Raw genomic sequence first — 20,656 nt, 5'->3', positions numbered from 1 at the left:
ATTTTTGCAGACGCGCTCTGCACTAATGGCCGTTGATGCTCAGGGCGGGAGCGTCCATACTCATGGGGAATGACGCCATGTGCCCTACATCACGGGCGTCCTCAGCCCAATGGTCCACAGGGTGTCGACGGAGACACCGAAGGAGTCACGATGAGTACGGAAAACGCCGCGAGGCGCGCTGAAGAAACGGACGTCAAATCGTCCGGCCTGAAGAAGGTAGTCACGGCCTCCATGGCCGGCACGGTGGTTGAGTGGTACGAATTCTTCCTCTATGCCTCCGCCGCCACCCTTGTCTTCGGCAAGCTGTTCTTTCCCAATACCGGTTCGGAATTGGACGGCATCATTGCCGCGTTCGTCACCTATGCGGTCGGCTTTGTTGCCCGCCCCATCGGTGGCATCGTCTTCGGCCACTTCGGCGACAAGTTCGGCCGTAAGAAACTGCTCCAGCTGAGCATCATCCTTGTCGGCGTTGCCACCTTCGCGATGGGCTGCCTGCCGACTTTCCAGCAGATCGGCTACTGGGCCCCGGCCCTGCTGGTCTTCCTGCGCTTCGTCCAGGGCTTCGCCGTCGGCGGTGAGTGGGGCGGCGCAGTCCTCCTCGTTGCCGAGCACAGCCCGAGCAAGTCCCGCGGATTCTGGTCAAGCTGGCCGCAGTCGGCGGTTCCGATGGGCAACCTGCTGGCCACCGGTGTGCTGTTCACCCTGTCCGCCACGCTGTCCTCCGCCGAGTTCCTCAGCTGGGGCTGGCGTGTGGCCTTCTGGCTCTCTGCTGTGATCGTGATCGTCGGCTACTACATCCGCACTAAGGTCCAGGACGCCCCGATCTTCCTGGAGGCCCGCAAAGAGGTCACCGTTGAGAACAAGGGCTACGGCGTCGCCGAAGTCTTCCGCCGCTACCCGCGCGGCGTCTTCACCGCCATGGGTCTGCGCTTCGCGGAGAACATCCTCTACTATCTTGTGGTCACCTTCTCCATTACCTACCTGAAGGTGATTGTCCAGACGGACACCTCGCGGATCCTGCTGCTGCTGCTCGTTGCGCACCTGGTCCACTTCGCCGTGATCCCGATGGTCGGCAAGCTCTCGGACAACGTCGGCCGCAAACCGGTCTACATGGCCGGCGCTGTCCTCGGCGGCACGTGGGGCTTCTTCGCCTTCCCGATGATGGACACCAAGAACGACCTCGTCATCTTGGCCGCGATCACCATCGGTCTGCTGTTCCACGCGCTCATGTACGCCGGCCAGCCGGCACTCATGGCCGAAATGTTCCCGACCCGGATGCGCTACTCCGGTGTCTCGCTGGGCTACCAAGTCACCTCGATTGTGGCCGGTTCGCTGGCTCCGATCATCGCCGTCGCCTTGCTGAGCCAGTACAAGTCCTCCACGCCGGTGGCGATTTACCTCCTCGGCGCCTGTGTGGTCACGATGGTGGCCGTGTTCTTCCTCAAGGAAACCCGCGGCATCTCCCTGCGCGACGTCGACGCCGCCGATGCCCGTGGCACGGCCGATCTCCTCGCCGCCTCCAAGAAGTAACAACGGACTAACACGGCAACAGCCCGGGTCCCGCACTGCGGGGCCCGGGCTGTTGCCGTGTGTGCCGGCAGGCTCAGCCCGCCAGGGCGGCTCAGCCCGCCAGGACCGCCTGGCGGTCGGCAATCTCGGTCCGGATCGCCTCCAGCACGGCACGGACGGGGGCGGAACGCAGCGACTCGGGCCTGGCCACTGCCCAGATGGGCAGCTGGCGCTGGAAGTCGTCCGGCAGGACGGGCAGGAAATCGGGGCTTCCGGCCACCAGGAAGTTGGGGAGCAGGCCTATCCCGGCGCCCCGCCGGACGGCTTCGAGCTGGGCGAAGACGCTTGTGGCCTGGAAGCTGGACCGCGGCACCGGCAGCTGCGTGGAGCGGTGCCCCAGCTCGGCCACCTGGAGCGCCGATTCCACGTAGGAGACAAAGCCGTGCTGGCGGACGTCGTCGAGCGTTGCCGGAAGCCCGTGCTCCTGGGCATATCCGGGACTGGCGTACAGCCTGAGGAAATAGTTGCTCAGGAAGATGGCCTGGGCGTTTGCGGTGTCCATGTTGCCCACCACCACTTCCAGGTCCACGCCGGAGCGGTTTTGGCTCACCTTGCGTGTGGCGCTGAGCAGCTCAACGTTGAGCAGCGGATTCGCCCGCTGCAGCCGCACGAGGGCCGGGGCCAGGAATTCGGCGCCGAAGCCGTCCGGGGTGCTGATCCGGACAAGGCCGGAGACCACGTCGCCGGAGCGGGCAATGCTGCTGGACAGGGCACCGAGAGTGCCCTCGATGGCCTCCGCGGCCGCGACGGCCTGGCTGCCGAGCTCGGTCAGCTCCCAGCCGTGCGGGCTGCGTTCCAGCGTCCGGCCGCCGAGCTGCTTGTCCAGGGCCAGGACGCGGCGGGAGATGGTGGTGTGCGTGGTGCCGAGCGTCTCCGCCACCGCGTTGAACCGGCCCAACCGCGCCACGGTCAGCAGGATCAGCAGGTCATCGGGGCTCGGAAGCCGGCGCAGGTCCACTTTTGTCCCCTCTTCAGCGAGTGTCGTCAACGGATATGGGTAGGCAGCGCCGCCAGTGTGCATTTGTGCACATGGCATCTGTGATTTTTTCCCTTGATTGCACTCTATCAGGGGTGTGATGGTGGACACAGGGATGCCGGGGTTTCGGCTTTCAGCCCGGAGCGCCCGGCAGCACATCAAGCAAAGGAGCTTAAGCCATGGCAGTCATCGCCTGGATCGGACTCGGAAACATGGGCGGGTCCATGTCCGTCAACCTCTCGAACGCCGGACATGAGGTCCGCGGCTTCGATCTCAACACCGCAGCCGTTGCTGCCGCCGAGGCCGGGGGAGTCAAGGCCGCAGGCAGCATCGCCGAGGCCGTCGACGGCGCCGACGTCGTCTTCACCATGCTCCCCAAGGGCGAGCACGCCCGCGCCGTGTATCTGGGCGAGGACGGCGTCCTGGCCCACGCGGACACCCGGACCCTGCTGGTGGATTCCTCCACGATCGATATTGCCTCCGCGCAGGCCCTGCACGACGCCGCCGCTGCCGCCGGCTTCCGCTTTGTCGACGCGCCCGTCTCGGGCGGCATGAGCGGCGCAAAGGCCGCCACCTTGACGTTCATGATCGGCGGCGAGGCCGGCGCGGTTGCCGAGGCCACCGAATACATCCGACCCATGGCGGCGAACATCATCCCCACCGGCGGCGCCACCACCGGCCAGGCCGCGAAGATCTGCAACAACCTCATGCTCTTCATCAACCTCGCCTCCACCGCCGAGGGCGCAGTCCTCGCCGACCGCCTCGGCCTGGACAAGCAGGTCTTCTGGGACATCGCGTCGGTCTCCTCCGGCGACAGCTGGGCGCTGCGCACCTGGTACCCCGTGGCCGGTGTCGTGCCCACCGCGGCATCCAACAACGACTTCGCCCCGACCTTCACCACGGAGCTGGCCAACAAAGACATTGGCCTGGCCATCAGCGCCGCGCGCGACACCGGCACCCCGCTGGAAATCGGCGAGCACGTCCAGCAGCTCTTCCAGCGGCTCATCGACTCCGGCCAATCCGGCCAGGACTGCTCGATGATCGTCAAGCTCGTCGACGGCACGCTCGACCCCGCCAACTAGGCGCCCTGCCCAACAGCACGCAATCCTTCAGGGCCCACAACTTCACGGCCCTGCCCTTCACGAAAGAGACCCACCCCATGGAACGCATTCCGCACTACATCAACGGCGCCCTGATTTCCGACGCCGAGCGCTTCGGCCCCGTCTTCAACCCCGCCACCGGCGAGCAGGAGAAAGAGGTCGCCCTGGCCTCCGCCGCCCGCGTCGAGGAGGCCGTCGCGGCCGCCCGCGCCGCCCTGCCCGGCTGGCGCGCCACGAGCCTGGCCAAGCGCACCGGCATTTTCTTCAAGGTCCGTGAACTGCTCATGCAGCGCCGGCCCGAACTGGCGGCCCTGCTGACCAGCGAGCACGGCAAGGTCCTCTCGGATGCGGAAGGTGAAATCACCCGCGGCCTGGAGAACATCGAATTCGCCACCGGGCTGGCCCACATGCTTAAGGGCGAGCGCTCCGAGCAGGTCTCCGGCGGCGTCGATGTCCACTCGGTCCGCCAGCCGGTCGGCGTCGTCGCCTGCATCACGCCGTTCAACTTCCCCGCCATGGTGCCGTTGTGGATGATCGGCAGCGCCCTGGCCTGCGGCAACACCGTGTTGCTCAAGCCCAGCGAAAAGGACCCGTCCTCCGCCATCTTCATCGCCCAGATCTTCGCCGAGGCCGGACTGCCGGCGGGCGTGCTCAACGTGGTCCACGGCGACAAGGAGGCCGTGGACGTGCTGCTGGAACACCCGGACGTCAAGGCGATCAGCTTTGTCGGCTCGACGCCGATCGCGCAGTCCATCTACCAGCGCGCCGCCGATCACGGCAAGCGCGTCCAGGCCCTGGGAGGCGCGAAGAACCACATGGTGGTCCTGCCCGATGCGGACCTCAACATGGCCGCGGACGCCGCTGTCTCGGCCGCCTACGGTTCCGCCGGGGAGCGCTGCATGGCAGTCAGTGTCCTGGTCGCCGTCGGCAGCATCGCCGATGAACTGGTGGACGCGATCAGCACCCGCATGGCCACGCTAACCATCGGCCCGGGCACGGACCCGGCCTCCCAGATGGGCCCGCTCATCACAGCCGAGCACCGTGACAAGGTGGCCTCCTACGTTGCCGGCGCGGCCAACGAAGGCGCCACCGTGGTGGTGGACGGCCGCGAGCACGAATTCGACTCCAACGGCTTCTTCATCGGCGTGAGCCTGATCGACCACGTCAAGCCCGGCATGAAGGTCTACGACGACGAGATCTTCGGCCCCGTCCTCTCGGTGGTCCGTGTCGAGACGTACGCCGACGCCGTGAAGCTGGTCAACGACAACGAGTTCGGCAACGGCGTGGCGATCTTCACCCGCGACGGCGGCGCCGCCCGGCAGTTCGAATTCGACGTCGAGGCCGGCATGGTGGGCGTCAACGTGCCCATCCCGGTGCCGGTGGGCACGTTCTCCTTCGGCGGCTGGAAGAACTCCCTCTTCGGCGACACCCACATGTACGGCCCGGAGAGCATCCGCTTCTACACCCGCGGCAAGGTTGTCACCACCCGCTGGCCGGACCCGTCCACCTCGGTGATCGACCTCGGCTTCCCCCAGGTCGACTGACACTTCACCGCTCCAAGCAACGCGGGGTCACTTCGCGCCCATCCGGCACCGGATCATGGGCCGCAAGTGGCCCCTCGTTGCTTTCCGGCTCCGGGATTAGAGTAGGCAGGCAGGGAGGGCCACGATCCGGGAGGCACCATGACCACGCTCATCAACCGCCCCAACACGGCACTGCTCGTCGTCGACATGCAGGTCGGCGTCGTCGCGGAGGCTTACCGCCGTAACGACGTCGTCGCGACCATCGCCGCCCTCGTGGACAAGGCGCGCGGCGCCGGGGTTGACGTCGTCTGGGTGCAGCACAACGGCGAGGAACTCCCGCGCGGCAGCGACGGCTGGCAGTATGTGCCGGAGCTCGCGCGGCGCGATTCAGAGCCGCTCGTGGCGAAGGAGTACAGCGACGCGTTCGAGGCGACCGACCTGGAGGCCGTGCTGGCCGCCCGCGGCATCGGCCGCTTCTTCCTGGCCGGTGCGCAGACCGACGAGTGCATTCGCTCCACCCTCCACGGCGCGATCACCCGCGGCTACGATGTCACGCTGGTCGCCGACGCCCACACCACCGAGGACCTGACCGAATTTGGCGCACCGCCGCCGGAGCTGGTGGTGGCCCACACCAATTTGTACTGGCAGTACCACAAGGCTCCCGGGCGGACGGCCGGAACGGTCAACGCAGCCGACGTCGACTTCGCTAGCCCTGCAGGAGCCTAGCCCTTCATGATTTCAGCGCGCTGGGCCATGTAGTCCTCCATGGACAGCTTGCCGTCGCTGTACTGCTGGTCGAGTTCGGCCAGCTTGCGGGCACGGTAGCCCTGCGCTGGCGACGGCGCCTGGGGCACCTCGGGAGTCTGCGGCTGTCCGGCTGCCGGCGCCGGTTCGTGCCGCTGCGGAGGGTTGTTCAGGTACTCAGGGCTGTCCTCGTAGGGAACGGGGGACTGGTAGCCGGCCGGACCCGGGTACTGCTGACCGGGGTACGGCTGGTTCGGGAACGGCTGGTTGGGGAACCGGGGACTGGGGTACGGCTCGTTGCCCGGTCCCGGCTGCCTCGGGGCGCCCAGCTGGCCGAAGCCACCAAAGTAGTCCTGCTGTGTGTAGCCGTCCCGCGGCTGGTTGCCCTGGTTGCCGGGGTTGTTCTGGTTTCCGGGGAACCCGCCGAATTGCCCCGGCGTGCCCTGGTTCCGGCCGCGGGCGGACCTGCGGTAGAGGCGCATGGCCACGGGAATCAGGAACGACAACACGATGATCCAGAAGAACATGCTGCTCACGGTATGGGGCCTTTCAGCTGCTGGGCCTTCTCATCTGCGGGCTCATCTATAGGGCCGGAGAAGTGTTCTTCCAGCTTATGCCCCGCAGGCTCAGGACCGCACCGCATCCTCGGCGCCGGGCGGACCTTCGCCGGAGCCGAGCGGAACGCCGGGACCGAACACCGGGCCGGCCAGGGGCCGCTTGGCCGTCACGCCGTCGCCCGAGGAGCGGTGCCGCAGCCGCCGCACCACCCAGGGGACAAAATACTCCTTGGCCCACACAAGGTCGCCGCTGCGCGCCTCGCGCCAACCGCGTTGCGGCAGCGGTTTGGGGGCGAGGGGCCGGAGGGTGTGCTCGACGTTCAGCGAGTCCAGCACCATGGCCGCGATGGTGTGGTGGCCCAGCGGTGAGAAGTGCAGCCGGTCAGCATTCCACATCTGCGGGTCATTGAGCTGGCGCAGGGACCACATGTCCGCGATCACGGCGTCGTGGCGCGCGGCGATGGTACGCAGGTTCTCGTTGTAGATGGCCACCTTGCTGCGGATCCGGCCCAGCACCGTGGAGCCCGTGTCAGGGCCGTTGAACAGGACCACGGTGGCGCCGCCCAGGCTCAGGATCTGCACCACCGAGTCCAGCTTTTCGGCCAGCACGTCCGGATCCCCGCCCGGGCGGATGAGGTCGTTGCCGCCGGCGGAGAGCGTGATGAGATCCGGCTTGAGGGACAGACAGTGCGCCATCTGCTGGTCCACGATCTGCTGCAGGAGCCGGCCGCGGACGGCCAGGTTGGCGTACGCGAAGTCGTTGTGCCCGCGGCTGAGTTCCTCGGCGACCCGGTCTGCCCAGCCCCGGTGGCCGCCCGGGCTGGCCGGTTCAGGGTCGCCGATGCCTTCCGTGAAAGAGTCGCCCATGGCCACATAGCGGGTCCACGGGTGGGTTACGACGGTGTCGGCTGAGGGGTCCGGTGAATTTTCCATGGCTTCGGTTTCGCTCACCCCCATATCCTGCACTGTTCACGTTAAGCTACGCCACCGTAGGTTGTTACCGCTGGGTAACTGTAAGAATGGTTCCATGACTCACGCTGATGCCCTCCCGGCCCCTGTCGTTCTTTGGTCCAAGCCGGAGCAGGAGCGGGCCGGCAAACCGTTGCTGGTCCTGCTGCATGGCTACGGCGCCAACGAACAGGATCTGCTCAGCCTGGCGGAGATGCTCCCGCAGGATTTCACAGTGGCCTCGTTGCGCGCCCCGCTCCCCATGGGCCCGGGCTTCACCTGGTTCCCGCTGACAGCGTCCATTGACTATTCGCTCGACGCCGTCAAGGTCGCCGCCGCATATGTCCAGGACTGGCTCGACGGCGTCAAAGCCAACCACCCGTCGGTGACGCTGCTGGGGTTCTCGATGGGCATGGCCATGGCCACCACGTTGCTGCGGCAGCGGCCGGCTGACTTCGCCGCCGTCGTCGGCCTGTCAGGGTTTGTCGTCGACGCCGGCGAGGACCCCAGTTTCCGCGACGGCGAACTGGACGGCACCGTGCCGCTGTTCTGGGGCCGGGACCAGCAGGACCCGGTGATCACCGCAGACAAGATTGACTACACCATCGGCTGGGTCCGCAAGCACGTGAAGCTCACCAAGGTCCTTTACACGGGCATGTGGCACGGCATCAACCAGCAGGAAATCGGCCACGTCTCAGAGTTCCTCACGCACGTGGTGCTCAACTCCAAGAAGTAGGTGCGCCCGTAGACGTCAGGCGCGCCACATGAATGAGGTGCGCTCGGGTGGCTAAGAGGCGGCGGGCGCGCTGATCCGCACGGTCCGGCCGCTCACGGTGACGGTGTCGCCGTCGTGAAGCTGGCGGCCGCGGCGCTCGTCGATTTCGCCATTGACCTTGACCAGCCCGTTCTTGATCAGTTCTGCGGCCTCCACACCGTCTTCCACCAGATTCGCAAGCTTCAGCAGCTGGCCCAGCCGGATCATGCTGTCGCGGATGGTGATGTCTTCGAATTCCGGATTGCTCATACAAGCAATGATGCCTGACCTAAGGTGGCACCAATGACCCACACCCCCCGGCTCCCGCTGATCGTGGGCCTTCCCATGGCCGTCGCGACCGGACTGTTCATCCCGGTCCAGGGCCGGATCAACGGCGCCCTCGGGGTGGCGCTTGGGGACGGAATCGGCGCCGCCGTCGTCAGCTTCAGCACCGGGCTGGTGGTGATGACGGCCATTTCGCTGGCACTGCCCAAAGGGCGGGCCGGGCTGGCGCGGATCCTGCCGGCCGTGCGCGAGCGGCAGTTTCCGCCCTTTTACGTGATGGCCGGCTGCATCGGGGCCGTCTTCGTCTTCGCCCAGTCCTTCACCGTGGGACTGCTCGGCGTCGCCCTCTTCACGGTGGCCGCCGTGACGGGACAGACCCTCAGCGGCCTGCTGGTGGACCGGATGGGGATCGGACCGGCGGGGAAGAGGCCCATTACCGGCATCCGGGTGCTGGGCAGCGTGCTCACCGTCGCCGCCGTCGCCTGGGCGGTCTCGCCCAGGTTCAGCGCCGGGGAATCCGTGCTGCAGTTGTTTGTGCCCGTGCTGCTGCCGCTCCTGGCCGGGTTCCTGATGAGTTTCCAGCAGGCCATGAACGGCACAGCCACCGTGCACTACGGCACCCCCATCGCCGCGACGCTGGTGAACTTCATCGCCGGAGCCGCCCTGTTGTGGGCGGCGTGGCTGATCAAACTCGCGGTGGCCGGCGCCGGCAACCCCCTGCCGGCGCAGTGGTGGTATTACCTTGGCGGCCCGCTCGGCTGCATCTTCATCGGCATCGGCGCCCTCCTGGTCCGCAGCCTGGGCGTGCTGGTCACCGGCCTCGGGATGATCGCCGGTCAGCTGCTGGGATCCCTCGGTCTGGACCTGATACTGCCGGTGCCCGGAACTGTGATCGCGCTCCCGACAGTCCTGGGCACCGTGCTGACGCTCGGCGCCATCATCCTGGCCACGCTGCCCTGGCCCCGCGGGGCGCTGAAGCGGTAGCGGGCCGGTAGGCTTGGAGTTTGCATCGCACTGTTCGTTTCCCCCGTCCGGCAACCAGCCGGTGACCCGGGGCTGACACCGCGGACCGCACCCAGCGGCCCTGTACAAAATTGGAGTTCCCATGGCAGCAAAATCCGTCCTTGACCAGATCATTTCCCTCGCCAAGCGCCGGGGATTCGTTTTCCAGGCCGGTGAAATCTATGGTGGCTCCCGTTCTGCCTGGGACTACGGGCCGCTCGGCGCCGAGCTCAAGGAAAACATCAAGCGCCAGTGGTGGCAGTCCGTGGTCCGCGGCCGCGAAGACGTTGTAGGCCTGGATTCCTCCGTCATCCTGCCCCGCCAGGTCTGGGAAGCTTCCGGCCATGTCGATGTCTTCTCCGACCCGCTGGTGGAGTGCCTGTCCTGCCACAAGCGCTACCGCGCGGACCACCTCGAAGAAGAGTACGAGGAGAAGAAGGGCCGTCCGGCCGAGAACGGCCTCAAGGACATCGCCTGCGCCAACTGCGGCACCCGCGGCCAGTGGACGGAGCCCCACGAATTCTCCGGCCTGCTCAAGACCTACCTCGGCCCCGTTGCCAGCGAGGAAGGCCTGCACTACCTGCGGCCCGAAACCGCCCAGGGAATTTTCGTGAACTTCGGCAACGTCCTGACCACCTCGCGGAAGAAGCCGCCGTTCGGCATCGGCCAGATCGGCAAGTCGTTCCGCAACGAGATCACGCCGGGCAACTTCATCTTCCGCACCCGCGAGTTCGAGCAGATGGAGATGGAATTCTTCGTCGAGCCCGGCACCGACGAGCAGTGGCACGAGTACTGGATGAAGGAACGCATGTCCTGGTACACGGGCCTGGGCATCCGCGACGAGAACCTGCGCTTCTTCGAGCACCCGCTGGACAAGCTCAGCCACTACTCCAAGGGCACCACCGACATCGAATACCGGTTCGGCTTCCAGGGCTCGGAGTGGGGCGAGCTCGAGGGCATCGCCAACCGCACCGACTTTGACCTCTCCACCCACGCCAAGGCCTCCGGCGCGGACCTGAGCTACTTCAACCAGGCCACCAACGAGCGCTACACCCCGTACGTGATCGAGCCCGCCGCCGGCCTCACCCGCTCGTTCATGGCCTTCATGATCGATGCTTACACCGAGGACGAGGCCCCCAACGCCAAGGGCGGCGTGGACATCCGCACTGTGCTCAAGCTCGATCCCCGACTGGCCCCGGTGAAGGCCGCAGTGCTGCCGCTGAGCCGCAACGAGGACCTGTCCCCGAAGGCCAAGGACCTCGCGGCCCAGCTGCGCAAGAGCTGGAACATCGAGTTTGACGACGCCGGCGCCATCGGCCGCCGCTACCGCCGCCAGGACGAGATCGGCACCCCGTTCTGCATCACCGTGGACTTCGAGACCCTGGACGACCAGGCCGTCACCATCCGCGAACGCGACACCATGAGCCAGGAACGCGTTTCCCTGGACAAGGTGGAGGGTTACCTGGCCGCACGGCTGATCGGCGCCTGATCATGGCCATCGCATACCGGGAATGGCGGGAGGGCGACGACCTCGCGCTGCTGGAAATCTGGGGCGGTCCTGAGACGGTCCAGGCCGGACAGTTCCGCGGCACGCTGGCGCCCTCGGGCAATTCCCCGTGGCGCCGCTGCATCGTGGCCGAGGACGTCGTGGACGGCGTTGCCATTCCCGTGGCGGCTGCCGTGGTCCACGAGGCCTCGCTGCACCCGGAACGGCTCTGGGCGTATGTCGAGGTCGCCCGGGACCACCGCCGCGCCGGCCTCGGGTCCACGCTGCTGACCATGCTGCGGCACGAGGCCGCCCAGGCGCCGTCGGGCGTGTCCAAACTGCGCTGCAAAGTGGAGCCGGGCACCCCCGGGGCGGCGTTTGCCGAGGCCGCGGGCCTGGCCCCGATCCAGCGCTCCCGCCTCGTCGTCGTTGACCCGGCGCCGCTCAAGTTGCCCGTGTTCGGCGACGGTTCGGAGTCCGCGGCCACTGATCAGGTCGAAGACCTGGCCACGGGCTCGGTGGAGCTCAGCGACGTCGTGGGACGCTACTACACGGCCGTGCACGGCTGGGACAGCCCGGGGGAGCTGAGCGTTGCCGCAGTGCAGCGTTTGTTCCTGGATGATCTCAGCGGCGCCCACGGAGCGATCGTGCTGCGGGCGCCCAAGGCCAGTGCCTTCGGGCACGGCATCGCGGCGAGCCGGAAGGGCCGGCTGGAGGGGTTCGCCATCAGCTACGCCCAGGGAATTCCCGGGGCCGACGCCGACGGTGCCGGTGCGGACGCGTCGGCCGGGCCAACTGAAGTCTTCCTCGGACACGAACCCAAGCTCGACGCGGATCAAGCCCGGGCCGCCGTCCGGGATCTTCTGGCCCTGATCGCCTACCAGCACCCGGTGATGCTGGAACTGGACGACGCGATGACCGCCCTGCGCGCCGTCGTCGAACCGCTGCTCGTGAGCGGAAAAGCCCATGTCCAGGGCTCGGAAACCCTGGTCGTCTCCGACGCGGCGTAAGCCTTAACCAAACTGACCCGCAGCCACAGCTGCGGGTCAGTTTGGTTAAGCACAGTTACCGTCAAACACCTTTTCTGTCAGACACCGTTATTTGGGGATCACCGGCGGCACGAACTCGAAGCTCATGCCCAGCAGCCAGACCAGCAGCAGGACCACCGGCAGGTGGAACACGAACTGCAGGAAAGTGAAGCCCACCAGGTCCCGGGCGCGCAGCCTCAGCACCGCGAGCAGGTCGACTCCGAGGTCCCCGGCAGCGCGGATCGAGCCGCCCTGCGGCGCTGCATTTTGTACCCCATGGAGCTTAGTCAAGACGATGGCGGAAACCGGTCTTATCGGCGCCTGGCACCTGCGCGCCGCGGACCGTCGGCCTCGTCGAGCCGGCGCCGTTCCTCCTCCGTCGGGGCGCCGCCTCCGAGCCCGGCCGGCATCCACCAGGCACCGGGCGCGGGTTGCAGGGGGAAGTCGGCCATGCCGGCGTCGATCCCGTCCTGGAGCGTCTTGGCCAGGCGTGCCGTGGCCGGCCGGGCGTCGTCGGCCGGGCCCGGGAGCGAGCCCGGAAGGATCGGCTCGCCCACGTGGATGCGGACAGGGGCGCGCCAGGCGCGCCGCGGCGAGAAGGCATGATGGCGGGTCATCAGCCGGTGGGCGCCCCAGATGGAGACCGGGATGATCGGCACGCCGGCTTCGGCGGCCATTCGCACGGCACCGGTCTTGCATTCGCGCACCGTGAAGCTGCGGCTCACGCCCGCCTCGGGCAGGATGGCGATGTACTCGCCCTCCCTCAGCCGGGCGACCGCGGCGTCGTAGGCGCGGGCTCCCGATCCGTACCCGACCACAACATGCCCGGCTGCACTGACCGCGGGCCCGGCAAACCAGTGGTCGGCGGCTCCCTGCGTGACGAGGAAGCGCAGCTGGGCCCGGTTGTGCCACCACAGCAGCATCTCGGCGAAGGCAAAGTCGAGGTAGCCGAAGTGCGTGATCGCGACGACGGCACCCTGGCCGGGCACCACCGGCCGCGACGGGCACCGGTGGGCGGCACCGCGGGCGCCGTCTCGGGTGGAAGCATTGAGCGGCCCGGGCTGGAGCAGGTGCTCCCGGCCCGTGACGAGGACACGGATCCGGAACAGCCAGCGCAGCGCCAGCCCGGTGCGGACGATGAAACGGTAGAAGCGGTCGTTGGGTTCCGGCCGCCAGCTCAGGGTCCGCCACCTCAGGGTCCGCCAGTTCAGGCGCCGCCAGTTCAGGGCAGGCCGGCCCTGTCCCGGGCCGCGCATGTCAGTGCCCCACGGTCCGCCGCCGGGGCGGCAAGGGCAGGAAACCGGAGGTGGATTCGATGTATTCCTTGTAGCCGGGCCGTGCGGCCATCGCCTTTTCCGTCAGCGGCTTCCCGGTCTTGCCGGCAAGAGTCCAGATCATCAGGGCGGGGGAGAGGATGGTCAGCACGCCGGGCCAGGAATCGGCGGCCACGAGGAAGAGCCCGGCCCAGACGGCGGCGTCGCCGAAGTAGTTGGGGTGGCGGGTATAGCGCCACAGCCCAGTGTTGAGGACGGTGCCACGCCTGGCGGGATCGGCCTTGAACTGCGTCAGCTGCCAATCGCCGGCCGTCTCGAACACGAAGCCAAGGATCCAGAGCAGGACACCGGCGAACGCCAGCCAGCCCAGGGTTCCGGTGGCGAACATGCCGACCTGGATGGTGAGCGAGACGAAGAACATCACCACACCCTGGGGCAGGTAGACCCGCCGCAGGGCGTAGACGTTGCGTGATCCGGGTGCTGCGGAGAGCATGTCCACATACCGTGGGTCCTCGTGGCCGCCGCGTGCACGGAGCCCGATGTGGACGGCGAGGCGGATGCCCCAGACCGCGACCAGGACAAGGAGCAGCAGCCGGCGGCCGGCGTCGCCGTATCCGGCGGAGAGCACCCAGGAGATGCCGGCCACCACCACGAAGCCCAGGCCCCAGACGGTGTCGATAACGGAGTGCCGGTTCTGCCGCACGGCAACCGCGAAGGTCAGGCCCAGCAGCAACACGAGTCCCGCGATGACCCACGGCAGGCTGGCCAGGAAGGCATCAAGCGGGAACGTCGGCATCACAGCACCACCGGCAGGCGTGTTCCGGCCGCCGGCGGGGCGCTGCGCAGCGCGCTGCGTAAGGCGTCCGTGGCGCCGGAGACATCAGCCCCCGTGGCCTCGCCGAAGGCATCCAGGACGAAACCGTTCGCCAGCACGTTCCACAGTGCCAACCGGCGGATCATGAAATGGCCGGCACCCTTGAGGGAGACGTAGTCAAAGGACGCGGCGACGCCCTCGGCGCGACGGGCATAGTCCAGCGAGTTCGCCGGGCTGGTCCAGCGGTCGTCGGTGCCGTGGACGATCAGGACCCGGCGGCCGGCGACGGGTTGGACCGGGGTTTTGTGATTGAGCCATGGGGCGAGCGCGACGACGGCCTCGACTTGCGGGTCGTCGGCCACGCACAGCGCCGTGAGACCGCCCATGGAGTGGCCCAGCAGGTACACCGGCACGCCAGGATGCTCCTGGCTGATCCGGGCGAGCGCCCAGCGGGCATCATGAACGGGGGACATGTCTTCCCCGTTCCAGCCGCGATACCGGTTGCGCAGGGTCCACACAGCCAGCCCGTGCGGGCCGCCCTGCCTGTTCAGTGCCCGGGCGAAGGGCCGCATCCGGGCCGGGCTCAGGTGCCGGCCGCGGACCGCGTCGTAGCTGTCGGCCCGCCCGCCGTGCAGGACCAAGGCAACTGCGCGGGTTTCCCCGGCGGCTTCGGCGATTCTCAGCACGGCCTTGGCGGCGGGCCCGGATCGGCCCGCCCCCGGCTCGCGGTCGTCTAGTTTACGCATGGCCACGCGTGTGTCCTTCCGTCTTTCGTCCGTCAATAACCAACCCTAGGTTGCAGCCTCCGCCCGTCAAGGCAGGTGGTGCCCAGTGTGGATTCGGAGCCGGTGCCCGCGGTGATGGGTGCGGCCGGCAGGCGCGCATTTTGACGGCGCCCTTGACGGGGAAATGCGGGAGGAGTAGGCATGTGCAGGTAAACCTCCGGGCGTCACGCCGGCTGGGAGCGCAGAGAACCGTCCGGGTTGAATCCCACGACGAAATCGACGGTATAGAAAATGAACGGAACAAAGTTCGATAGCCTGCGCGAGCAAGTCCGCGGCCAGATCATCACGCCTGGTGACGCGGACTACGACGCGGCGCGTGCGGTGTACAACGGCATGATCGACAAGCGGCCGGCCGCGGTGGTCCGCGTATCCCAGGTGGCGGATGTCATAGCCTGCGTCAACTTCGCCCGGGACAATTCCCTGGACCTTGCCATCCGCGGCGGAGGCCACAGCGCTCCCGGATTTGGCACCTGGGACGACGCCCTGGTCATCGATTTTTCGAACACATCCGGCGTCCGGGTCGATCCGGCAAACAAGACGGCGAGGTCCGAGGCCGGCGCAACCTGGGCCGATTTCAACCACGCCACGCACGCCTTCGGGCTGGCGACTACGGGCGGCATCATCGGCTCGACGGGCGTCGCAGGGCTCACACTGGGCGGCGGCATTGGCTACCTCGCGCGGAAGTATGGGCTCAGTTGCGACAACCTGATCGCTGCCGACGTCGTTACAGCGGACGGTAAGTTCCTAACTGCCAGTGAAAGCGAGAATGAGGACCTGTTCTGGGCGCTGCGCGGCGGCGGCGGGAACTTCGGCGTAGTCACGTCGCTGGAATACCGGCTGCACCCGGTGGATATGGTTCACGCCGGCATCATCATCTATCCGATGGAGCATGCAGAAACTGTGGCGAAGTTCTACCGGGATCATATGGACTCCGCGCCCGAGGAACTGGGGGTCTTCCTGGCATTTGCCATGGGGCCGCCTGTACCATTCCTGCCCGAGGAATGGCACGGCAAACCGGTGGCTGTGGTAGTCGGCATGTGGACGGGCGATCAGGCCGCGGGTCCCGCCCAATGGCAGCCCTTCCTCGATATCGCTCCCGTGGCGGGTTCCATGGTGGGGCCGATGCCCTACCCGGTCCTGAACCAGGCCTTCGACCCCCTGATGCCCAAGGGTCTGCAGGCCTACTGGAAAGCCGATTTCCTCGCGGAGCTCAGTGACGGAGCCATCGCCGCGCACCTCGACTTTGGGAGCAGAGTACCCAGCGTGCAAACCGCCGTGCACTTGTATCCCATTGACGGAGCAGTGCAGCGAGTAGGTGCGGACGATACGGCATTCGCCAACCGGAACGTCAAGTTCGCGCCGGTGATTGCGGGCATCTGGCAGGACCCGGCCGAGAACGAGGCAAACATCGCCTGGGTCAAGGAATATGCGGCGGCACTGCGCCCCTACTCGGCGCCGGGCGGCTACATCAACTTCATGGACCGCGATGACTTGCCCCGGGTCGCGGAGAATTACGGGCCCAACTTCAGCAGACTCCGGGAGGTCAAAGCCAAGTACGATCCCCAGAACCTCTTCCACATCAACCAGAACATCCCGCCGGCGTAACCTCGATGTCCTGCCGGCACTCCGGCACTCCGGCACGCCGGGGCACGCCGCACACCGGGACACGCCGCATCTGCGCGGCGTGTCCCGTCATCCGTCCGGACAGCCCCCGCCCACGCCGTAGAGTTTTCGGCATGAGGTTGAACTGCTGATGGGCGCTGGACACTCCCACTCTCACACTGACGATGTCGAGCCCACACCCCAGACGCTCGCGGCGCGGAAGAAGGCCAACTGGATCCTGGCTGCCATCCTGATCCCGCTGACGCTGCTGACCCTGGCGGCCATGGCCTTCATGTGGCCGTCGGGAAGCAAAGAGGGCATCACCCTGGCCAGCCCCTACGCCGCGGCCCCGGGCGTGACGTTCGACACCGGCAAGATCCAGCGGGTCGTCGTCGGCAGCTGTTCGGATGCCCAGGCCGGCGGTGACGCCGCGGCGCAGGGCACACCCGGTTCCGGCACCACCCCGCAGCCCCCGAACGAGGGCTCGCAATGCACGTTCGCCTACACCGAGCCGGACAAGGGCGGCAACCCGGTGAAGGTGGTCATCAACCCGGACATCGCGAAATCCCACGGTGTGAAGCCCGGGGACAACATCCGCTACCTGAACCTCTCCAAGGTGCAGGGCGCCGATGGCCAGGGCGCGCCCGCCTATGTCTTCGTCGACTTTGTCCGGACACTGCCCATCATCTTCCTGGCCGTGCTGTACGCTGTCGTCGTGATCGCGGTGGCGCGCTGGCGCGGCCTGCGGGCCCTGATCGGACTTGTCGGCGCCTACGTCGTGCTTGTCTCGTTCATGCTGCCCGGGCTGGTCGAGGGAAAGCCGCCGCTGCTCCTGGCGCTCGTGGGTTCCACGGTGATCATGATCGGGGTGCTCTACTTCGCCCACGGCTTCTCCGCCCGCACGTCGACGGCGCTGCTCGGGACAATGTTCGGCCTCGCCATCACAGCGCTGCTGGCGGCCTGGGCCACCGACGCCGCAAACCTCGCCGGTGTGGGCAGCCACGACGCCGCTACGCTCACCAACATGTCGGACAACATCTCAATCTCCGGGATCATCCTGTGCGGACTGATCATTTCCGGTCTGGGCGTGCTCAATGACGTCACCATCACGCAGTCGTCGGCCGTCTGGGAACTGTGGGAACTCGCCCCGGAAACCAGTGCGCGGCAGCTCTTCACGTCCGCGATGCGGATCGGCCGGGACCACATCGCCTCCACGGTCTACACCATTGCATTTGCCTACGCCGGCGCGGCCCTGCCGATCCTGATCCTGGTCATGCTCTATGAGCGCCCGCTCGGGGACGCCCTCACCAGCGCCGAACTCTCCGAGGAAGTCATCAGAACCCTCGTCGGCTCCGTTGGGCTCGTCCTGGCCGTGCCGGTCACCACGCTCATCGCCGTGCTGGTGGTCAAGGCCACGGGGATTAAGGGCGGCGCGGTTAAGGGCGGGGAGTCCGCATCAATCGAGCCCGACTGGGTCGGGTCCGACGGCGGCGGGTCAGGCTGGAGCGAATCCGACGGGATCGCGCCGGACGGGTTCGCGGCCGACGGGTTCGAGCCGGACGGCGCCGGTGCCGGTCCTGCCACGCGCCGCGGGCGGCGTGCCGCACTGCGGGGCTGACGCGGGCCCTGGCGGCACGCGAAAGTTTCCACATAGCCGGTCATTTCCACATAACCGGAGCGGGACCGGGCCGATTTGCCCGTCTTTGAGACAATGGACGGGTGACTGTTGTAGCAACGCCTCCCGCCCCCAAGCTGGAACTCCCGCCCCTGAAGCTGGGCCCGATCACCGTGGACACCCCCGTGATCCTGGCTCCCATGGCGGGCATCACCAACTCCGCCTTCCGCAGGCTGTGCCGTGAATACGGCGGCGGCCTGTATGTGGCGGAGATGGTCACCTCGCGTGCCCTCGTGGAGCGCACGCCGGAATCGCTGCGCATCATCTCGCACGACGACGACGAGAAAGTCCGCTCCGTCCAACTCTACGGTGTGGACCCCGTGACCGTCGGCCAAGCCGTCAGGATGCTCGTCGAGGAGGACCGGGCAGACCACATCGACCTCAACTTCGGCTGCCCTGTGCCCAAGGTGACCCGCCGCGGCGGCGGCTCGGCCCTGCCGTGGAAGATCGACCTCTTCACCTCGATCGTCCAGACCGCGGTGAAGGAAGCCTCCAAGGGCAACGTCCCGCTGACCATCAAAATGCGCAAGGGCATTGACGAGGACCACCTGACGTACCTCGATGCCGGCCGGATTGCCCGTGATTCCGGCGTCGCCGCCGTCGCACTTCACGGCCGCACGGCCGCACAGTTCTATTCCGGCCAGGCCGACTGGTCCGCCATTGCCCGGCTGCGCGAAGCCCTGCCGGACATTCCCGTCCTTGGCAACGGAGACATCTGGTCCGCGGAAGACGCGGTCCGGATGGTCCGCGAAACGGGTGTGGACGGCGTCGTCGTCGGCCGCGGCTGCCAGGGCAGGCCTTGGCTGTTCGGCGATCTCATGGCCGCGTTCGAAGGCAGCGACCAGCGGCACCGGCCGGATCTGCGCCAGGTGGCCGAAAGCGTGTACCGGCACGCCGAGCTCATGGTCGAGACGTTCGGGGACGAGGGCAAGGCCCTGCGCGAAATCCGCAAGCACATTGCCTGGTACTTCAAGGGCTACGTGGTCGGCAGCGAACTGCGGACCAAGCTGGCACTCGTCACCAGCCTCGAGGTGCTGTGCGGGACCCTGGACCAGCTGGACCTCGACTCGCCGTATCCGGGGGGCGACGCCGAGGGCCCGCGCGGCCGCGCCGGCTCTCCGAAGAAGCCTGCGCTGCCGAAGGACTGGCTGCTGAACCGGACGCTGAATGACGCGCAGACCCGCGACATCTCCTTCGCTGAACTGGACGTCTCCGGTGGCTGAAACCCGGACCACCGCCCCCGTCCTGGACGGCTACACCTCCCGCGACTGCGCCCGGTGGGTCGAAGAGCCGCCCAAGAGCACCTACCGGTCGGACTTCGAGCGCGACCGTGCGCGGGTCCTGCATTCCTCGGCTCTGCGCCGGCTCGGCGCGAAGACCCAGGTGGTGGCGCCGGATACTGACGACTTCGTCCGGACCAGGCTCACCCACAGCCTTGAGGTTGCCCAGGTGGGCCGCGAACTGGGCCGTGCCCTCGGCTGCGACCCCGACGTCGTGGACACGGCCTGCCTCAGCCACGACCTCGGCCACCCGCCCTTCGGCCACAACGGCGAAGCCGCCCTCAACGAGGTGGCCCATGGGATCGGCGGCTTCGAGGGCAACGCCCAGACGCTGCGGCTGCTGACCCGGCTGGAGCCAAAGGTCCTTGCCGCCGATGGCCGGCCGGCTGGCCTGAACCTGACCCGGGCGAGCCTCGATGCCGCCGCCAAGTACCCCTGGTCCGCCGTGAACGCGCCGGTCATCCACGGGGAACGGACCAGCAAGTTCGGCGCCTACGAGGACGACCTCCCCATTTTCGACTGGATGCGCGACGGCGCCCCGGAACGCCGGTCCTGCCTCGAAGCGCAGGTCATGGACTTGGCGGACGATATCTCCTACTCGGTGCACGACGTCGAGGACGCGATCGTGGCAGGCCATTTCCAGCTGCGCTGGATGGACAACCCGGACCACCGCGCCCGCGTCGTCGGCTACGCCAAGCAGTGGTACCTGCCGCACAACGATCCCGCCGCGATCGACGCCGCATTGGCCCGGCTGGAGGCCACTGACGTCTGGGTGCGCGAGGCCGATGGCAGCCGCAAGGCCATGGCGGCGCTCAAGGACATGACCAGCCAGCTCATCGGCCGCTTCTGCCAGAGTGCGCTGGAGGCCACCCGCACGGTCTACGGCCCGGAAAACCTGACCCGTTACAACGCGGAGCTGATCGTCCCGGATGAGACTGTCATGGAAATCGCGGTGATGAAGGGCCTGGCCACCACCTTCGTGATGACCACCGAACACCGGCAGCCCATCTATGAGCGCCAGCGCGAGGTCCTGCATGCCCTGGTCACCGCGCTCAGCGCCACGGGTGACCGCCACCTGGAGCCGATGTTCGCCGCCGACTGGCTCGACGCCGCGGACGACGCCGCGCGGCTGCGCGTGGTCATCGACCAGGTCGCCTCGCTGACGGACGGCTCAGCGCTGGCCATGTACGAGCGCCTCGTGGGCAGCCTGCCGTCGCTGTGGTGAGTGCCGCCGTGGGCGGACAGTCGGCGTCG

The 20,656-nt window shown here is 67.5% G+C and carries 20 protein-coding genes; 12 read left to right on the top strand and 8 right to left on the bottom strand.

The features are described from left to right. Nucleotides 1-150: 150 nt before the first annotated feature. Nucleotides 151-1,530, top strand: a complete 1,380-nt coding sequence (locus tag AC1D2F_RS07780; protein WP_229993756.1) for an MFS transporter — start codon at nt 151-153, stop codon at nt 1,528-1,530. A 91-nt stretch (nt 1,531-1,621) separates the two neighbouring features. Here the strand turns inward: AC1D2F_RS07780 and AC1D2F_RS07775 are convergent, their stop codons facing one another. Further along, nucleotides 1,622-2,521: a LysR family transcriptional regulator gene (locus AC1D2F_RS07775; protein WP_229993787.1), complete on the bottom strand. Its 900-nt coding sequence runs from the start codon at nt 2,519-2,521 to the stop codon at nt 1,622-1,624. 203 nt (nt 2,522-2,724) lie between these two features. Here AC1D2F_RS07775 and mmsB point away from each other — a divergent pair, with 203 nt between their 5' ends. The 3 genes from mmsB (at nt 2,725) to AC1D2F_RS07760 (ending at nt 5,894) form a co-directional block, all read left to right on the top strand. Beyond that, nucleotides 2,725-3,627, top strand: coding sequence for a 3-hydroxyisobutyrate dehydrogenase (gene mmsB, locus AC1D2F_RS07770; RefSeq protein WP_229993755.1), 903 nt, complete (start codon nt 2,725-2,727; stop codon nt 3,625-3,627). A gap of 77 nt (nt 3,628-3,704) precedes the next feature. Continuing rightward, nucleotides 3,705-5,189, top strand: a complete 1,485-nt coding sequence (locus AC1D2F_RS07765) for a CoA-acylating methylmalonate-semialdehyde dehydrogenase (protein WP_229993754.1) — start codon at nt 3,705-3,707, stop codon at nt 5,187-5,189. 138 nt (nt 5,190-5,327) lie between these two features. After that, complete coding sequence (locus AC1D2F_RS07760; RefSeq protein WP_229993753.1) at nt 5,328-5,894, top strand: isochorismatase family protein; 567 nt, start codon at nt 5,328-5,330, stop codon at nt 5,892-5,894. Here AC1D2F_RS07760 and AC1D2F_RS07755 read toward each other — a convergent pair. Both AC1D2F_RS07755 and AC1D2F_RS07750 read right to left on the bottom strand, forming a co-directional pair. Next, nucleotides 5,891-6,439 carry a hypothetical protein gene (locus AC1D2F_RS07755; RefSeq protein WP_229993786.1) on the bottom strand — a complete coding sequence of 183 codons (549 nt, stop codon included), beginning with the start codon at nt 6,437-6,439 and terminating at the stop codon, nt 5,891-5,893. The genes AC1D2F_RS07760 and AC1D2F_RS07755 overlap by 4 nt on opposite strands. A gap of 99 nt (nt 6,440-6,538) precedes the next feature. Then, nucleotides 6,539-7,402: an SGNH/GDSL hydrolase family protein gene (locus AC1D2F_RS07750; protein ID WP_229993785.1), complete on the bottom strand. Its 864-nt coding sequence runs from the start codon at nt 7,400-7,402 to the stop codon at nt 6,539-6,541. A 94-nt stretch (nt 7,403-7,496) separates the two neighbouring features. On the opposite strand from AC1D2F_RS07750, the gene AC1D2F_RS07745 reads away from it, so the two are divergent. Next, on the top strand, nt 7,497-8,153 hold the full coding sequence (locus tag AC1D2F_RS07745) for an alpha/beta hydrolase (RefSeq protein ID WP_476966503.1): 657 nt from the start codon (nt 7,497-7,499) through the stop codon (nt 8,151-8,153). Nucleotides 8,154-8,204: 51 nt separating this feature from the next. Here AC1D2F_RS07745 and AC1D2F_RS07740 read toward each other — a convergent pair whose 3' ends face one another. Next, a complete protein-coding gene (locus tag AC1D2F_RS07740) occupies nt 8,205-8,441 on the bottom strand; it encodes an RNA-binding S4 domain-containing protein (protein WP_229993751.1) in 237 nt (78 codons plus the stop codon). A gap of 33 nt (nt 8,442-8,474) precedes the next feature. Here AC1D2F_RS07740 and AC1D2F_RS07735 point away from each other — a divergent pair, with 33 nt between their 5' ends. The 3 genes from AC1D2F_RS07735 to AC1D2F_RS07725 all read left to right on the top strand — a co-directional run bounded on the left by AC1D2F_RS07735 (nt 8,475) and on the right by AC1D2F_RS07725 (nt 11,954). Next, a complete protein-coding gene (locus AC1D2F_RS07735) occupies nt 8,475-9,440 on the top strand; it encodes a DMT family transporter (protein WP_229993750.1) in 966 nt (321 codons plus the stop codon). A gap of 121 nt (nt 9,441-9,561) precedes the next feature. Then, nucleotides 9,562-10,947 carry a glycine--tRNA ligase gene (locus tag AC1D2F_RS07730; RefSeq protein ID WP_229993749.1) on the top strand — a complete coding sequence of 462 codons (1,386 nt, stop codon included), beginning with the start codon at nt 9,562-9,564 and terminating at the stop codon, nt 10,945-10,947. 2 nt (nt 10,948-10,949) lie between these two features. Then, entirely contained in the window at nt 10,950-11,954 is a 1,005-nt protein-coding gene (locus tag AC1D2F_RS07725) for a GNAT family N-acetyltransferase (protein ID WP_364747329.1), read from the top strand. A gap of 87 nt (nt 11,955-12,041) precedes the next feature. Here AC1D2F_RS07725 and AC1D2F_RS07720 read toward each other — a convergent pair whose 3' ends face one another. The 4 genes from AC1D2F_RS07720 to AC1D2F_RS07705 form a co-directional block, all read right to left on the bottom strand. Further along, the gene (locus AC1D2F_RS07720; RefSeq protein ID WP_364747330.1) at nt 12,042-12,263 is read right to left on the bottom strand and encodes a hypothetical protein; all 222 of its coding nucleotides are present in this window, start codon (nt 12,261-12,263) and stop codon (nt 12,042-12,044) included. Nucleotides 12,264-12,283: 20 nt separating this feature from the next. Beyond that, entirely contained in the window at nt 12,284-13,153 is an 870-nt protein-coding gene (locus tag AC1D2F_RS07715) for a lysophospholipid acyltransferase family protein (protein ID WP_476966559.1), read from the bottom strand. A gap of 76 nt (nt 13,154-13,229) precedes the next feature. Then, complete coding sequence (locus AC1D2F_RS07710) at nt 13,230-14,042, bottom strand: DUF1295 domain-containing protein (protein WP_364747332.1); 813 nt, start codon at nt 14,040-14,042, stop codon at nt 13,230-13,232. Then, the gene (locus tag AC1D2F_RS07705; protein WP_476966502.1) at nt 14,042-14,806 is read right to left on the bottom strand and encodes an alpha/beta hydrolase; all 765 of its coding nucleotides are present in this window, start codon (nt 14,804-14,806) and stop codon (nt 14,042-14,044) included. The genes AC1D2F_RS07710 and AC1D2F_RS07705 overlap by 1 nt, the downstream gene beginning before the upstream one ends. A 270-nt stretch (nt 14,807-15,076) precedes the next feature. On the opposite strand from AC1D2F_RS07705, the gene AC1D2F_RS07700 reads away from it, so the two are divergent. The 4 genes from AC1D2F_RS07700 to AC1D2F_RS07685 all read left to right on the top strand — a co-directional run bounded on the left by AC1D2F_RS07700 (nt 15,077) and on the right by AC1D2F_RS07685 (nt 20,627). After that, nucleotides 15,077-16,450, top strand: coding sequence for an FAD-binding oxidoreductase (locus AC1D2F_RS07700; protein WP_476966501.1), 1,374 nt, complete (start codon nt 15,077-15,079; stop codon nt 16,448-16,450). Between the two features lie 148 nt (nt 16,451-16,598). After that, complete coding sequence (locus tag AC1D2F_RS07695) at nt 16,599-18,065, top strand: YibE/F family protein (RefSeq protein WP_476966500.1); 1,467 nt, start codon at nt 16,599-16,601, stop codon at nt 18,063-18,065. A gap of 101 nt (nt 18,066-18,166) precedes the next feature. Beyond that, nucleotides 18,167-19,345, top strand: a complete 1,179-nt coding sequence (gene dusB / locus AC1D2F_RS07690; protein ID WP_476966499.1) for a tRNA dihydrouridine synthase DusB — start codon at nt 18,167-18,169, stop codon at nt 19,343-19,345. Further along, nucleotides 19,338-20,627, top strand: a complete 1,290-nt coding sequence (locus tag AC1D2F_RS07685) for a deoxyguanosinetriphosphate triphosphohydrolase (protein ID WP_229995755.1) — start codon at nt 19,338-19,340, stop codon at nt 20,625-20,627. The genes dusB and AC1D2F_RS07685 overlap by 8 nt, the downstream gene beginning before the upstream one ends. Nucleotides 20,628-20,656 lie beyond the last annotated feature (29 nt).

This window comes from Arthrobacter sp. P1_B3 (assembly GCF_056406615.1).
Note: the sequence above shows the minus strand (reverse complement) of the source record. Positions and strands in the feature narration are given on the sequence as shown.

Excerpts from the sequence above, each read along its gene's own strand:
- AC1D2F_RS07780 (WP_229993756.1), top strand. The coding sequence starts at position 151 with ATGAGTACGGAAAACGCCGCGAGGCGCGCTGAAGAAACGGACGTCAAA.
- mmsB (WP_229993755.1), top strand. The coding sequence starts at position 2,725 with ATGGCAGTCATCGCCTGGATCGGACTCGGAAACATGGGCGGGTCCATG.
- AC1D2F_RS07765 (WP_229993754.1), top strand. The coding sequence starts at position 3,705 with ATGGAACGCATTCCGCACTACATCAACGGCGCCCTGATTTCCGACGCC.
- AC1D2F_RS07760 (WP_229993753.1), top strand. The coding sequence starts at position 5,328 with ATGACCACGCTCATCAACCGCCCCAACACGGCACTGCTCGTCGTCGAC.
- AC1D2F_RS07755 (WP_229993786.1), bottom strand. The coding sequence starts at position 6,439 with ATGTTCTTCTGGATCATCGTGTTGTCGTTCCTGATTCCCGTGGCCATG.
- AC1D2F_RS07750 (WP_229993785.1), bottom strand. The coding sequence starts at position 7,402 with ATGGAAAATTCACCGGACCCCTCAGCCGACACCGTCGTAACCCACCCG.
- AC1D2F_RS07745 (WP_476966503.1), top strand. The coding sequence starts at position 7,497 with ATGACTCACGCTGATGCCCTCCCGGCCCCTGTCGTTCTTTGGTCCAAG.
- AC1D2F_RS07740 (WP_229993751.1), bottom strand. The coding sequence starts at position 8,441 with ATGAGCAATCCGGAATTCGAAGACATCACCATCCGCGACAGCATGATC.
- AC1D2F_RS07735 (WP_229993750.1), top strand. The coding sequence starts at position 8,475 with ATGACCCACACCCCCCGGCTCCCGCTGATCGTGGGCCTTCCCATGGCC.
- AC1D2F_RS07730 (WP_229993749.1), top strand. The coding sequence starts at position 9,562 with ATGGCAGCAAAATCCGTCCTTGACCAGATCATTTCCCTCGCCAAGCGC.
- AC1D2F_RS07725 (WP_364747329.1), top strand. The coding sequence starts at position 10,950 with ATGGCCATCGCATACCGGGAATGGCGGGAGGGCGACGACCTCGCGCTG.
- AC1D2F_RS07710 (WP_364747332.1), bottom strand. The coding sequence starts at position 14,042 with ATGCCGACGTTCCCGCTTGATGCCTTCCTGGCCAGCCTGCCGTGGGTC.
- AC1D2F_RS07705 (WP_476966502.1), bottom strand. The coding sequence starts at position 14,806 with ATGCGTAAACTAGACGACCGCGAGCCGGGGGCGGGCCGATCCGGGCCC.
- AC1D2F_RS07700 (WP_476966501.1), top strand. The coding sequence starts at position 15,077 with ATGAACGGAACAAAGTTCGATAGCCTGCGCGAGCAAGTCCGCGGCCAG.
- AC1D2F_RS07695 (WP_476966500.1), top strand. The coding sequence starts at position 16,599 with ATGGGCGCTGGACACTCCCACTCTCACACTGACGATGTCGAGCCCACA.